This is a genomic window from Rhizobium halophilum, from assembly GCF_021648825.1.
GTDB lineage: Bacteria > Pseudomonadota > Alphaproteobacteria > Rhizobiales > Rhizobiaceae > Neorhizobium > Neorhizobium halophilum.
On record NZ_JAKJHS010000003.1, the window covers coordinates 164,905 to 178,110 of the forward strand.

A 13,206-nucleotide genomic window follows, 5' to 3' on the forward strand; every position below is an offset into this window, starting at 1 on the left:
AGCGGCAACAAAAAAGGCGGCTCGAGAGCCGCCCTTTTCGTGTTCCTGTGAGGAGGCTTATTCTGCCGAGCCCTCAGCAGCCTTTGCTTCTTCTGCGGCCTTTGCCTCGGCGGCGTCAGCTGCTGCCTTCTCGGCAGCAAGCGCCTGAGCTGCTGCGACCTTCTCAGCCTCGAGACGCGCCTTTTCCTCGGCGATCGCGGCGCGCTCTGCTTCGTTCAGCTTGCGTGCGCGGGTGCCGGTGTTCTCGACAATACGAGCCGACTTACCGCGACGGTCGCGAAGGTAGTAAAGCTTTGCACGACGAACCTTACCACGGCGAACCACTTCGACGCTCTCGACGAGCGGGGAGTAGACAGGGAATACGCGCTCGACGCCTTCGCCGTAGGAGATCTTGCGAACCGTGAAGCTCTCGTTGATCCCGCCGCCGGAACGTGCGATGCAGACGCCTTCGTATGCCTGGACGCGGGTCCGGGCGCCTTCACGGACGCGAACGTTGACGCGAACGGTGTCGCCGGCTTCGAACTCGGGGAGCTTGCGCTGGGCTTCGATCTTGGCGGCCTGTTCGGCTTCCAACTGCTGAATGATGTTCATGGTCAAACCTCTATATTCTTCTGAAACAGCCAGAGCGCTCGTGTCTGTCCTTCGGTCACGCCTTTAGGCCATGCCTCTGGAGTCTGACCCTTCGGGCCAAGAGCGGGTTCGCCATTCTTTGTTGCTGGTCGACGGGGATCTCCCCATGTCCGGGTGCGCCAATACACGAAAGAAACTGCTTTGTCATCCCGTCCCGCCCTATTTTCTAGCGTACCGGAGTGCAACCGACCGTCCTTGTCGACCGTGTGCCATCCCGCTATGTGCACTGCGTCGTCACGGAGGAAGTCAATGACCGTTGCTACTATGCTGATGCTTTTCGTTTCAGCCTTTCTCGCCGGTGCGGTCAATGCCATTGCGGGCGGCGGCACGTTTCTGACTTTCGGTGCGCTCACCGTCGCCGGTCTACCGCCGATCACCGCCAATGCCACCTCCTCCATCACCCAGTTTCCGGGCTACATCACGTCGACGCTCGCCTACCGCGACGAAATCGCCAAGAGCTGGAGGAGCGCGATCGCGCTTTCGATCGTCTCGATTGTTGGTGCCGTCGGCGGCTCGCTGCTGCTTCTATCCCTCGACAACCCGTCCTTTCGGCAGATCGTCCCATGGCTGCTGGCGGCAGCAACGATCATCTTCGCCGCCGGGCCATGGCTGAAGCCGAAGGCGTCGGCGGAGCGGCCGGTCAATTCGCCGCTCAGCGTCATCGCGCAGTTCTTCACCTCGATCTATGGCGGCTTCTTCGGCGCCGGCATGGGAATCATGATGCTCGCCGTGCTGGGGATCACCTCCGGCGGCACCTACCATCACCTCAATGCGCTGAAGAACCTGCTGTCGATCCTGATCGCTGCCGTCGCCATCGTGATCTTCGTCTCCGGCGGCGTCGTCGCCTGGCTGCAGGCCCTGGTGATGATCCCGGGCGTGGCACTGGGCGGCTATGCCGGCGTCTGGATGGCGCGACGTGTTTCGCAGACGGTGATGCGGGTCATCGTTGTCGGTGTCGGGATCGCTTTGACCGCCTACTACTTCATCTATTGAGCGACCTGCCGATGCGCCCGAGGTGAGTGTCGGCAAAGCCGCTTTCGTACTTCAGGCCGTAGCCGAGCGCCCTGTCCAGGGCGATGTGGAAGGTCCAGATGAGGGCGATGGGAACGGCGAGGCTCCAGCCTGCGGCATAGCCTGCCGCCGACAGCAGGCCGACGCTGATGAAGCTGTGGAAGGTGTTGTAGCCGATCGCCCCGGCGCGCAGGCCAAAGACATAGGCCAGCATCGAGATGTCCGGTGCCAGGACGAGCAGCAGGAACAATCCCCAGCCGTCGCCCCACTGCCAGTAGGCGCCCAGGGCCAGGAGCGCGATCGCAAGGTTCTCGAGCCGGAGTAGCAGCGTCATCAGGTTTTCGCCGAACCATCCAGGAGGTCAGGGCGGCGTTCCGCCGTCAGCTTCAGCGCCTGCTCCCGCCGCCACCGATCGATTTCTGCATGATTTCCAGACGTCAACACGGCCGGGATCTCGCGGCCTTCGAAGACCTGCGGTCGCGTGTAATGCGGATATTCGAGCAGCCCGTCCTCGAAGCTCTCATGCGTACCGGAAAGTGCATTGCCCATCACGCCCGGGAGAATGCGCACGACGGCATCGAGCAGCGTCAATGCCGCCGGTTCTCCGCCGGAGAGAATGTAGTCGCCGATCGAGACCTCTTCGAGCTGGCGTGCCTCGATCACGCGCTGATCCACCCCCTCAAAGCGGCCGCAGACGATCACGACGCCCTCCCCGGTTGCCAACTCGCGAACCCGCTTCTGGGTAAGCGGCCTGCCGCGCGGGCTCATCAGCAGCCGAGGCCGATGATCGTCAGCCGAGATATGATCGATCGCCTTTGCCAGGATGTCGGGCTTAAGCACCATGCCCGCGCCGCCGCCGGCCGGCGTGTCATCCACCGTGCGATGGCGATCCTCGGCCAAGTCGCGGATCTGCACAGGCTCGATCGCCCATTGCCCGCGCTCCAGTGCCTTTCCGGCAAGCGAATGGCCGAGGTGGCCTGGAAACATCTCCGGGTAGAGGGTCAGGATGGTGGCGCGAAAGGTCATCTTGAACTACCGGCCGCGGCCTTTGGGCGGAATTCGATCGTCCTTCTCGCCTGGATCATCGATCAGGCCCGCCGCCCGTGGATCGATCAGGATGCGCCCCCCTTCCAGATCGATTTCCAGCACGGCCGCCTCCGAGAAGGGAATGAGCGTCGGGCGACGTCCAGGGCCCTTCAGCTCCAGAAGGTCGCCGGCGCCGAAGTCGTAGACGCCGCTCACGGTGCCGTAGCTCTTGCCTGTCTCGTCGATAGCCTCGAGCCCCTCGAGGTCGGCATAATAGAACTCATCGTCGTCCAGCTCGTCGTCAGGCAGGTTCTCGCGCTCGATGAAGAGCTCCAGCCCATTCAAAGCTTCGGCGGCATTGCGGTCGTTGATGCCGCGGAAACGGACGATGACGATGGTCTTCGCCTCCCGGATCTCCAGGATCTCGAACATGCGGCCATCTGCGCTATGCAGCTTGCCGTAATCACCGAGGGCCAAGGGGTCGTCTGTATAGGAACGAACCCGCACTTCTCCACGCAGTCCTTGCGCGGCGCCGATGGTCGCCATCAGGATCGGATTCTGGAGCTTGCCCATACGTGCCTCGTCCCGCAACATTGCGTGGCGCGCTTTTACCCACAGCGCGCATAAATGAAAACACAAAACGGGCGGCACGTCGCCGTGCCGCCCGTCGTCCGCTGTCAGAGCGGTTTAAAATTATTCCGCAGCAGCTTCGGCTGCAGCAGCCTTGGCGTCTTCTTCGCGCTGGGCGCGCTCGGCGGCACGCTCCTGAGCCCTCTTGCCGGGCTTTGCCTTTTCCGGATTGTTGCGGGCTTCGCGCTGCGCAACGCCGGCATCGGCGAGAAAGCGCAGGACGCGATCGGTCGGCTGCGCACCCTTGGCAATCCATTCCTGGATGCGCTCGATGTTCAGCTCGACGCGCTTTTCATTGTCCTTCGGCAGCATCGGGTTCCACGAACCGAGCTTCTCCAGGAAACGACCGTCGCGCGGGGCGCGGGCGTCGGCAACGACCACGTGGTAGTATGGGCGCTTCTTGGAACCACCACGGGCGAGACGAATCTTCAGGGACATCTTGTTACTCCTTCAAGTCTTTTGTCGGTTTGCCTGATCTCAGGCGGGTTGTTTCATACCGCCGTGTTCGGCGGCGATGGCTTCATGATGCCGGATGACTTCCTTGATGACGAAGTTCAGGAACTTCTCGGCGAAATCCGGGTCCAGATGAGCATCCTTCGCCAGGCGGCGGAGGCGTTCGATCTGGTATTCTTCGCGCGCCGGGTCGGCCGGCGGCAAATCGTACTGGGCCTTCAGGAGGCCGACTTCCTTGGTGCAGCGGAAGCGTTCGGCGAGCATGTGCACCAGCGCCGCGTCGATGTTGTCGATCGACTGCCGATAGCTTGCGAGCTTCTGCTTGACGTCCTCGGCCATGGTTCCCCCTCTTTACTTCTTCTTCGGCAGGCCGGGCAGACCCGGGAAGCCGCCGCCGCCGAGGCCCGGCAAACCACCACCACCCATGCCCGGCATGGAGCCCGGCTTGAAGCCTGCGGCTTCCGCCTGCTTCTGCAGTGCTTCGAGCTGCTTCGGATCGAGCTTGGAAAGGTCGGGCATGCCGCCCATTCCCCCCATGCCGCCGCCCATGCCACCAAGGCCCATCTTGCCGGCAAGGCCGCCCATCATCTGCTTCATCATGCCGCCGCCTTTGCCCTTGCCGCCCATGGCTTTCATCATGTCGGCCATCTGGCGATGCATTTTCAGGAGCTTGTTGATCTCGGCAGCGTCGGTGCCGGAACCGGCGGCGATGCGCTTCTTGCGGGAGTGCTTCAGAATATCCGGATTGGCGCGTTCCGCCTTGGTCATAGACGAGATGATGGCGATCTGGCGGTCGAACACCTTGTCGCTCATGCCGGATGCGGCGAGCTTGTCCTTCATGCCGGCCATGCCGGGCATCATGCCCATGATCCCGCCCATGCCGCCGAGCGACTTCATCTGGCGCAACTGGTCGGCCAGATCATTCAGATCGAACTTGCCCTTGGCCATCTTCTCGGCCATGGCGCGCGCCTTTTCGGCGTCGATGTTCTCCGCGGCCTTTTCAACGAGCGAGACGATGTCGCCCATGCCGAGGATGCGGTCGGCGATGCGGCGGGGGTGGAATTCCTCCACCTCCGTCATTTTCTCGCCGGTCCCGATCAGCTTGATGGGCTTGCCGGTCACGGCACGCATGGAAAGGGCGGCACCGCCACGGCCATCGCCGTCCATGCGGGTCAGGACCAGGCCGGTGATGCCGACGCGTTCGTCGAAATTGCGGGCAAGGTTGACGGCATCCTGACCGGTCAGCGCGTCGGCGACCAGCAGGATCTCGTGCGGATTGGCGCGCCGCTTGATCTCGGCCATCTCGGCCATCAGCGGCTCGTCGATATGGGTGCGGCCGGCGGTATCGAGGATGACGACGTCGTGGCCGCCGAGCTTGGCTGCCTGCACGGCGCGCGCAGAAATGTCGGTTGGCGACTGGCCGGCAATGATTGGCAGCGTGTCGATGCCCGTCTGCACGCCCAACTGGCGAAGCTGTTCCTGGGCGGCAGGGCGGCGCGTGTCGAGCGACGCCATCAGCACCTTCTTGCGGTCGCGATCCGTCAGCCGCTTGGCGATCTTGCCGGTGGTCGTGGTCTTGCCCGAGCCCTGGAGGCCGACCATCATGATGACGACGGGGGCAGGTGCATGCAGGTCGATGCCGACGCCTTCGGCGCCCAGCATCTCGACCAGTTCGTCATGGACGATCTTGACGACCATCTGGCCGGGCTTGATCGACTTCACGACATCGGCGCCGACGGCCTTCTCGCGCACGCGGTCGGTGAAGGATCGGACGACCTCAAGCGCCACGTCCGCTTCCAGCAGCGCACGACGAACCTCGCGCAGCGCTGCGGAGACATCCGCCTCGGAGAGCGCGCCACGGCCGGTCAGTCCATTCAGGATGGAGCCAAGACGGTCCTGGAGGTTTTCAAACATCGTGTCTTCCTTCTTCGCTTCCGGGGGATCCCAGAAACGTCGTCATCCCGACCGGCAAAAGCAAGACGCCCGAGAACGAGCAAAGCCAAAAAGCACCCGAGGGCGCATCGCGCTGTCGGGTGTTGACCTCCGGGCTCAGTATCATCGGCCCCGGTCGGCGGCTCCAAGTCTTGTCACTTGTCAGCAGATGCGGGCGATAAACAGGAAAAGGGCACGGAAGTCAAGGGATGGGGAATCAGACCAGAGCTTGCGCGAATATTCCTTATGCCTATATTGAATATTCACCCTTATGGAAGGCAGTGACGCGATGTCTCTCTATATTCGCGATGCCAAGGTCAACGAGCTCGCAGATGAGCTAATGCACCGGCTTGGCACAAAGACAAAGACGGAAGCCGTGCGGGTGGCGCTCGAGAACGAACTCAAGCGCTCTGGCGAGGAGTTGACGCTGGAAGAGCGGGTGCGAAAGATCCAGGATCGCGTGGCAAGCAGAATGGGGCCGCATCCGGTGGAATTTGACGAGAAAGCCTACATGGACGAGATGTGGGACGACTGATGTTCTTAGATGCTTCTGCAGTTGTCGCAATCATGACCCGAGAGGAGGGGGCAGATGCTCTGCTGGGCAAGATCAAGATGTCACAGACCTCTATCTGCTACTCGTCGCTCACTGTCTTCGAAGCCGTCATAGCGATTGCCCGCAAGACATCCATCAGTCTCAATGGTGACCAACGGCCTACGCCCCCAAGCGTAATCGCGGACGCGCAAGCTGATGTTAGAGCATTTCTCGAGAACATTGGCGCTGTGGAGGCGCCACTTCCCGCAGGCCTCCACGATACCGCTCTTGAAGCCGCGCGAACCTATGGCCGCTTTGTCGGCCATCCTGCTCGCCTCAACTTCGGCGACTGCTTCTCCTATGCCGCGACAAAGGCTTTGAAGCTGCCGCTTCTCTTCGTCGGCGACGATTTCAGCTATACCGATATCAAGATCGCGTAATTGTGCGGGCGCGGCCTCCCGTTCAGGTGCACAGCCTGCTACACAATCTTCATGAACCGTCGAAATTTCCTCAAATGGTCCGGCCTCGCAGCCCTCGTCGCGCTTGCCGGCGGCGTTACGGCAAGGAGTGCCATGGCTGGCAACAAATACTATTCCGGGCCCGTCAGTGACCATTTCGACGGCAAGCTCTTCTTCAACCCGAACGGAGAGGAGCCGAGTGGTTTCCTGAACCTCATCCGCTGGAAGCTCGGCAATGGCAACAAGCCCTGGCCGGAAAGCTTCCCCAGTCCCTTTCCGCAGGCTGTGCCGGAAGAGCGTGTCTCCGGTGATCGTCTCGTAGTCACCCTGGTCGGTCACGCCTCCTTCCTGATTCAGGTCGCCGGCCTCAATATCCTGACTGATCCGGTGTGGGACGAGCGTGCGAGCCCCCTGCGGTTCGCAGGTCCGAAACGAGTCAACCAGCCGGGCATCAACATGGGCGACCTGCCGCCCATCGATCTCGTCATCGTCACCCACAACCACTACGACCACATGGACCTGGAAACGCTCTGGGTCCTCCAGGGCCGCGACAAGCCGCATTTCGTCACGCCGCTCGGCAATGACGATATCATCCGCGACCGCGTCCCCGATGCCCGCATCGATGTGATGGATTGGGGCGGGCGGCTTGATCTCGGCCGCGACATCACCCTGCATTGCGAGCCCTGCCACCATTGGTCGGCTCGCGGGCTCGGCGACCGCCGCATGGCGCTCTGGGCTGCCTTCGTCATCGAAACGCCGGTCGGCAAGATCTACCACATCGGCGATACGGGCTTTCACAGCGGCATCAACTACCGTGCCGCGCGGGAGAAGCACGGCGGTTTCCGTCTCGCCAACCTGCCTTTCGGTGCCTATGAGCCGCAGTGGTTCATGAAGGCGCAGCACCAGAACCCCGACGAGGCGGTGGAAGGCATGCTCCTTTGCAATGCAGCGCATGTGGCCGGGCACCACTGGGGCACCTTCAAGTTGACGGACGAGGGCATCGAGGAGCCGGTGGAGGCATTGCATGCGGCCCTCGACAAGCGCAGCCTGCCGCGCGATCGCTTCCGGCCGATGCGACCCGGCGAGGTGTTCGATGTGCCTGCGGCAACAGCCTGATCCGAGGACATGAGGCCTCGTTTTTGCACACCTGCCTCAACGGTCTCAAAGACTTAAGCCACTCGACATTCACCTGGTCCGACGTGGAGCGACAATGCTCCCGCTTCCGTCGCCGGAGTGTTTCGCGAGACGTTCGCGGGCAGGCGGGAGCCGGCGCTCTGTCTCGATGCCGTAACGTGCGGTGAGAGGCAGGGAGGCGGAAGTCATGGCGGTGCTGTCGCAAGATGCCGCTGCCTATCAAGTCTCCCCCGGGCTGCCAGGTTCCGGTTCGGTTTAGCCGTGCAAGTGCGAGCGCTGCTCGCACGCAGCGAGACGAGATGACTGCCTGTAGGGACCGGAAGTCCCGAGAGAACGCCGAAGGCCACGCACATGCGGAGCCACACTTTATTACTTTGAGAGGTTTCGCATGTGCGTGGGCTCTCCTTGGAACGTATTTGCAACCGCGCCGGCGTCCGGTGGCGGCGGCTCGGCATGTCCAAGCACTGGTAATTATCCTTGGTTTCCGCCATATACGGCGGCAAGCGGCAAAGGCCGAACGGGATCGAAGGCGATGGCAGATCAGGTCGAATTTGCAAGGATGAACGGGCTTGGCAACAAGATCCTCGTCATCGACATGCGCGGCCGGGCGGACAAGGTCACGCCTTACGCGGCGATTGCCTTGAATGCCGATCCTGCCACGCAGTTCGACCAGATCATGGCCATCCATGATCCAAAGGCCGAAGGCACGGATGCCTGGATCGACATCCTGAATTCGGATGGCTCGAAGGCGCAGGCCTGCGGCAATGGCACACGCTGTGTCGTGCAGGCGCTCGCCGCTGAAACGGGCCGCAAGTCCTTCACCTTCCAGACGGTTGCCGGCATCCTGAACGCGAGAGAGCACGACGACGGCTCGATCTCCGTCGACATGGGCAAGCCGGTGTTTGCCTGGAACCGCATCCCGCTGTCGGAGGAGTTCTTCGACACGAGCCGCATCGAGCTGCAGATCGGCCCGATCGACGCGCCGATCCTCCACTCGCCCTCCGCCATGTCGATGGGCAATCCCCATGCCGTCTTCTGGGTGGACAAGGACCCGATGGACTTCGACCTGGAACGTTTCGGCCCGCTGCTCGAGAACCATCCGATGTTCCCGGAAAAGGCGAACATCACGCTGGCGCAGGTGACGTCGGACCAGTCGCTGCGAACGCGGACGTGGGAGCGCGGCGCCGGCCTGACGCTGGCCTGCGGTTCTGCCGCCTGCGCCGCCGCCGTCTCCGCCGCCCGCACCGGCCGTACCGGTCGCAAGGTCGAGATCGACGTCGCCTCCAGCCCCATCCGTCAGCCGCTGGTGATCGAGTGGCGCGACGACGATCATGTCATCATGACCGGGCCTGCGGAATGGGAATGGTCGGGCAAGGTCGATCCCGCCACCGGCAGTTTCAACCGCGATGTGGAGCCGGAAAACCACGGGCAGGGGGCTCAGGCGCATTGAGCGGCGTCGAGGTCATCACCTTCGGCTGCCGGCTGAACACCTACGAGTCGGAGGTGATGAGGGCCGAGGCGGAGAAGGCGGGGCTGAACAACGCCGTGCTCGTCAACACCTGCGCCGTAACTGGCGAGGCGGTGCGCCAGGCACGCCAGGCCATCCGCCGTGCGCGGCGTGAAAATCCGCACGCCCGCATCATCGTCACCGGCTGCGCGGCGCAAACCGACAAGAAGACCTTCGCCGACATGGCCGAAGTGGATGCGGTGCTCGGAAACGAGGAGAAGCTGACCGCCACGTCCTACCGCGCCCTCCCAGACTTCGGCGTTTCGGCAGAAGAGAAGCTGCGCGTCAACGACATCATGAGCGTCAAGGCCACCGCGCCCCAGATGGTGAAGCACATCGACGGACATGTGCGCGCCTTTATCCAGGTGCAGAACGGCTGCGACCATCGCTGTACCTTCTGCATCATTCCCTATGGCCGCGGCAATTCGCGATCGGTGCCCATGGGTGCGGTCGTCGATCAGGCGCGCAAGCTGGTGCAGAGCGGCTATCGCGAGATCGTGCTGACCGGCGTCGATGCCACCAGTTACGGCGCCGATCTTCCGGGGGAGCCGACGCTCGGGCTCCTGGCCAAGACCTTGCTGAAGCAGGTGCCGGAGATTCTCCGGCTGCGCCTGTCCTCGATCGACAGCATTGAAGCGGATAGCCATCTGTGGGACCTGATCGCTGATGAACCGCGCTTCATGCCGCATCTGCACCTGTCGCTGCAGCACGGCGACGACCTGATCCTGAAGCGGATGAAGCGCCGGCACAGCCGCGCGGATGCACTGGCCTTCGTGGAGCAGGCACGGCAGTTGCGGCCCGAGATCACCTTTGGCGCAGATATGATTGCCGGCTTCCCGACGGAGACCGAGGAGATGTTCGAGGGCGCTGCAACGCTCGCGGAAGAAGCGGATATTTCCTTCCTGCACGTCTTCCCCTACAGCCCCCGCCCTGGCACGCCGGCTTCGCGCATGCCGCAGCTCGACCGGAAGCTGGTGAAGGAGCGGGCGTCGCGGCTTCGCGTCCGCGGCGAGGCACTTCTGAGCCGGCACCTTGACCGGATGGTCGGAACGCAACAGATGATCCTGGTGGAGAACAACGGTTTCGCTCACACCGAGAACTTCGCGCTCGTAGCAGCCCCCGGGCTTGCACCGCGCGAGTTCAGGCAGGCGACGATCACCGGCCACAACGGCAGACATCTCGAAATGCAGCTTGCAGAAGCGCAGGCGGCGTAAGGAAAGCACATGGCGCTCGGCTTCATCAAAAAGGTCTTCACCTTCGGCAAGGACAAGCCGGTCGAGGAGCAGCAGGTCTCGGAAGAGCACCTGACGCCGGCAGAGGCTGCCGCGCTTGAAGCGGAAAGCGAACCGCACTCCCGCGAGGAGGATTTGCCGGTCTCGCCGGTCGACCCGGTTGCAACTGTGGAGATGGAAACCGCTGGCGGGCCGGCTGCCGACGATTTTGCCGAGGTGTCCGAGCGCGAGATGGAGTCCGAGGTTGAGCCAGAGCCCGAGGCCGTCGAAGAGGACCTGCCTCCGATCCTGCCCGGTGCCGATGACAATACCGAGATCGGCATCGTCCCGCTGTCGCTGCTGGAGGCGGAAGGCGAAGCCGGGACGGAAGCTTCCCCTGTCAGCGAGCCGGTTCTGCCGAAGGGATTTGCCACGCGCGCGGAGGTCGTTGCGCAGCCGGAGGTGCCGGCGCCGCGGCTCAGCTGGTATCAGCGTCTGCGCGCCGGCCTTGCTCGCACCTCGTCGCAGTTGACGGGCCAGATCACGGCGCTGTTTACCAAGCGCAAGCTCGACGACCAGACGCTGGAGGACCTCGAAGACCTGCTGATCCAGTCGGATCTCGGCGTGGAAACCGCCATGCGCATTACCGGCGCCCTGTCTTCTGAGCGTTACGGCAAGGATGTGACCGGCGAAGACGTCTCGCGGATCATGGCGGCCGAGATCAGCAAGGTGCTGACACCGGTCGCTAAGCCGCTGCAACTCGACCTCAACCACAAGCCGCACGTCATCCTGGTGGTCGGCGTCAACGGCACGGGCAAGACGACGACGATCGGTAAGCTTGCTGCAAAGCTATCAGGTTCGGGGCTCAAGGTCATGCTGGCGGCCGGCGACACATTCCGCGCTGCCGCTATCGAACAGCTAAAGATCTGGGCGGATCGCACCGGCTCGGAATTCATCGGCACCAAACTCGGCGCCGATGCCGCCGGTCTTGCCTATGACGCCTTCGAACAGGCGCGGGCGAAGAAGTCGGACGTGCTGATCATCGATACCGCCGGACGCCTGCAGAACAAGGCGGAGCTGATGGCGGAACTGGAGAAGATCGTCCGCGTGCTTGGCAAGCTCGATCCGGAAGCGCCGCATACCGTCCTGCAGACGCTCGATGCCACTACCGGCCAGAATGCCCTGCAGCAGGTGGAGATCTTCCGCAATGTCGCAGGGGTCAGTGGCCTGATCATGACCAAGCTTGACGGCACGGCGCGCGGCGGCATCCTGGTCGGCATCGCTGCCAAGCACAAGCTGCCGGTCTATTTCATCGGTGTCGGTGAAGGCGTCGACGATCTGGAGCCGTTCGAGGCAGATGATTTCGCCAAGGCCATTGCCGGCCTGACGCATTGATGCCACAGAAACAGCGTTTCCAGCCGAACCCCATCAGCAGAAGTTGAATCGATGCAGATCGAAAGCGATACCAAGGCCACCCCAGAAGAAAAGCATCACCCGATGCTGAAGTTCGCGCTCGAGATCGGGCCGCTGCTGGTCTTCTTCTTCGGCAATATCCGGGGCGAGTGGCTGGCGGAAACCTTCCCGGCCCTGGGCGTCGTCGGCGGTCCGCTCCTGATTGCGACAGCGCTCTTCATGGTCGCGACGGTGATCTCGCTGATCGTGTCGAAGATCGTCTTCAAGCACCTGCCGGTCATGCCCTTCGTGTCGGGTGTCGTCGTCATGGTTTTCGGCACGCTGTCCATCTGGCTGCAGGACGAAACCTTCATCAAGATGAAGCCAACGATCGTGAACACGCTCTTCGGTGTGGTTCTGCTCGGGGGCCTCTTCTTCGGCAAGTCGCTGCTCGGCTATGTCTTCAACGCCGCCTTCAATCTCGATGAACTGGGCTGGAAGAAGCTGACCTTTCGCTGGGGTATCTTCTTCCTTTTCCTCGCCGTGCTGAACGAAGTGGTCTGGCGCAACTTCTCCGACGACTTCTGGGTCAACTTCAAGGTGTGGGGCACGATGCCGATCACCCTCGCCTTCACCTTCTCCCAGCTGCCGCTGATCATGCGGCATACGATCCCGGATGCGGCGGCGGAAGCCAAGAAGTGAGTTCTGTAACGGCTCGTTCTTCCTCGTCTTCGGGGCGCTGGCTTGTTGCAGCAGTCGCGCTGTTCGTGCTGCAGATCGTCGTGCTCTACGCCATGGGCCGCCTACCGATCTGCGAGTGCGGCTATGTGAAGCTCTGGGAAGGCGGGGTGAACTCCAGCGGCAATTCCCAGCACCTGTCGGACTGGTACACGCCCTCCCACATCATCCACGGCTTCCTGTTCTACGGCCTCGCCTGGCTGCTGTTCCGCCGCGCGCCGCTGACGGCGCGGCTGTCCTTCGCAGTCCTCATCGAGGCGGCGTGGGAGGTGCTGGAAAACACGCCGATGGTGATCGACCGCTATCGCACGACGACGATGGCGCTCGGCTATACGGGCGACAGCATTCTCAACTCGGCGATGGATACCGTCTTCATGGCGCTCGGTTTCTTCGCTGCTGCGCGTCTGCCGGTCTGGCTGACGGTTACAATTGCGCTCGGCTTCGAGCTCCTGACCGGCTGGATCATCCGCGACAACCTGACTCTCAACGTGCTGATGCTGCTCTGGCCGGTCGATGCGGTGCGCGACTGGCAGGCGGCGCTGGGCTGACCGT

The 13,206-nt window shown here is 62.8% G+C and carries 16 protein-coding genes; 9 read left to right on the forward strand and 7 right to left on the reverse strand.

What is annotated here, in order from left to right:
- Positions 1 to 57 precede the first annotated feature (57 nt).
- Positions 58 to 591 carry a 50S ribosomal protein L19 gene (rplS, locus tag LXM96_RS08465; protein ID WP_239997979.1) on the reverse strand — a complete coding sequence of 178 codons (534 nt, stop codon included), beginning with the start codon at positions 589 to 591 and terminating at the stop codon, positions 58 to 60.
- Positions 592 to 879: 288 nt separating this feature from the next.
- Here rplS and LXM96_RS08470 point away from each other — a divergent pair, with 288 nt between their 5' ends.
- Positions 880 to 1,623, forward strand: a complete 744-nt coding sequence (locus LXM96_RS08470) for a sulfite exporter TauE/SafE family protein (RefSeq protein ID WP_239997981.1) — start codon at positions 880 to 882, stop codon at positions 1,621 to 1,623.
- Here LXM96_RS08470 and LXM96_RS08475 read toward each other — a convergent pair.
- The 6 genes from LXM96_RS08475 to ffh all read right to left on the reverse strand — a co-directional run bounded on the left by LXM96_RS08475 (position 1,613) and on the right by ffh (position 5,664).
- The gene (locus LXM96_RS08475; protein ID WP_239997983.1) at positions 1,613 to 1,975 is read right to left on the reverse strand and encodes a DUF4260 domain-containing protein; all 363 of its coding nucleotides are present in this window, start codon (positions 1,973 to 1,975) and stop codon (positions 1,613 to 1,615) included. The genes LXM96_RS08470 and LXM96_RS08475 overlap by 11 nt on opposite strands.
- The gene (gene trmD, locus LXM96_RS08480; protein ID WP_239997984.1) at positions 1,975 to 2,667 is read right to left on the reverse strand and encodes a tRNA (guanosine(37)-N1)-methyltransferase TrmD; all 693 of its coding nucleotides are present in this window, start codon (positions 2,665 to 2,667) and stop codon (positions 1,975 to 1,977) included. Before trmD ends, LXM96_RS08475 begins: the two co-directional genes overlap by 1 nt.
- 6 nt (positions 2,668 to 2,673) lie before the next feature.
- On the reverse strand, positions 2,674 to 3,240 hold the full coding sequence (rimM, locus tag LXM96_RS08485; RefSeq protein ID WP_239997985.1) for a ribosome maturation factor RimM: 567 nt from the start codon (positions 3,238 to 3,240) through the stop codon (positions 2,674 to 2,676).
- 120 nt (positions 3,241 to 3,360) lie between these two features.
- Positions 3,361 to 3,735 carry a 30S ribosomal protein S16 gene (gene rpsP, locus LXM96_RS08490; RefSeq protein ID WP_239997987.1) on the reverse strand — a complete coding sequence of 125 codons (375 nt, stop codon included), beginning with the start codon at positions 3,733 to 3,735 and terminating at the stop codon, positions 3,361 to 3,363.
- 39 nt (positions 3,736 to 3,774) lie between these two features.
- Entirely contained in the window at positions 3,775 to 4,089 is a 315-nt protein-coding gene (locus LXM96_RS08495) for a chorismate mutase (RefSeq protein WP_239997988.1), read from the reverse strand.
- Between the two features lie 12 nt (positions 4,090 to 4,101).
- Positions 4,102 to 5,664, reverse strand: coding sequence for a signal recognition particle protein (ffh, locus tag LXM96_RS08500; RefSeq protein WP_239997993.1), 1,563 nt, complete (start codon positions 5,662 to 5,664; stop codon positions 4,102 to 4,104).
- Between the two features lie 307 nt (positions 5,665 to 5,971).
- Here ffh and LXM96_RS08505 point away from each other — a divergent pair, with 307 nt between their 5' ends.
- The 8 genes from LXM96_RS08505 to LXM96_RS08540 all read left to right on the forward strand — a co-directional run bounded on the left by LXM96_RS08505 (position 5,972) and on the right by LXM96_RS08540 (position 13,202).
- On the forward strand, positions 5,972 to 6,217 hold the full coding sequence (locus tag LXM96_RS08505; protein WP_239997999.1) for a type II toxin-antitoxin system VapB family antitoxin: 246 nt from the start codon (positions 5,972 to 5,974) through the stop codon (positions 6,215 to 6,217).
- Positions 6,217 to 6,654: a type II toxin-antitoxin system VapC family toxin gene (locus LXM96_RS08510; RefSeq protein WP_239998000.1), complete on the forward strand. Its 438-nt coding sequence runs from the start codon at positions 6,217 to 6,219 to the stop codon at positions 6,652 to 6,654. The genes LXM96_RS08505 and LXM96_RS08510 overlap by 1 nt, the downstream gene beginning before the upstream one ends.
- Before the next feature lie 51 nt (positions 6,655 to 6,705).
- Positions 6,706 to 7,788, forward strand: coding sequence for an MBL fold metallo-hydrolase (locus LXM96_RS08515; RefSeq protein ID WP_239998001.1), 1,083 nt, complete (start codon positions 6,706 to 6,708; stop codon positions 7,786 to 7,788).
- Positions 7,789 to 8,338: 550 nt separating this feature from the next.
- A complete protein-coding gene (gene dapF / locus LXM96_RS08520) occupies positions 8,339 to 9,256 on the forward strand; it encodes a diaminopimelate epimerase (protein ID WP_239998006.1) in 918 nt (305 codons plus the stop codon).
- A complete protein-coding gene (gene mtaB / locus LXM96_RS08525) occupies positions 9,253 to 10,527 on the forward strand; it encodes a tRNA (N(6)-L-threonylcarbamoyladenosine(37)-C(2))-methylthiotransferase MtaB (protein WP_239998011.1) in 1,275 nt (424 codons plus the stop codon). The genes dapF and mtaB overlap by 4 nt, the downstream gene beginning before the upstream one ends.
- A gap of 9 nt (positions 10,528 to 10,536) precedes the next feature.
- Positions 10,537 to 11,919 carry a signal recognition particle-docking protein FtsY gene (ftsY, locus tag LXM96_RS08530; RefSeq protein WP_239998013.1) on the forward strand — a complete coding sequence of 461 codons (1,383 nt, stop codon included), beginning with the start codon at positions 10,537 to 10,539 and terminating at the stop codon, positions 11,917 to 11,919.
- A gap of 51 nt (positions 11,920 to 11,970) precedes the next feature.
- Complete coding sequence (locus tag LXM96_RS08535) at positions 11,971 to 12,618, forward strand: septation protein A (RefSeq protein ID WP_239998014.1); 648 nt, start codon at positions 11,971 to 11,973, stop codon at positions 12,616 to 12,618.
- The gene (locus tag LXM96_RS08540; protein ID WP_239998015.1) at positions 12,615 to 13,202 is read left to right on the forward strand and encodes a DUF2585 domain-containing protein; all 588 of its coding nucleotides are present in this window, start codon (positions 12,615 to 12,617) and stop codon (positions 13,200 to 13,202) included. The genes LXM96_RS08535 and LXM96_RS08540 overlap by 4 nt, the downstream gene beginning before the upstream one ends.
- The last annotated feature ends 4 nt before the right edge of the window (positions 13,203 to 13,206 follow it).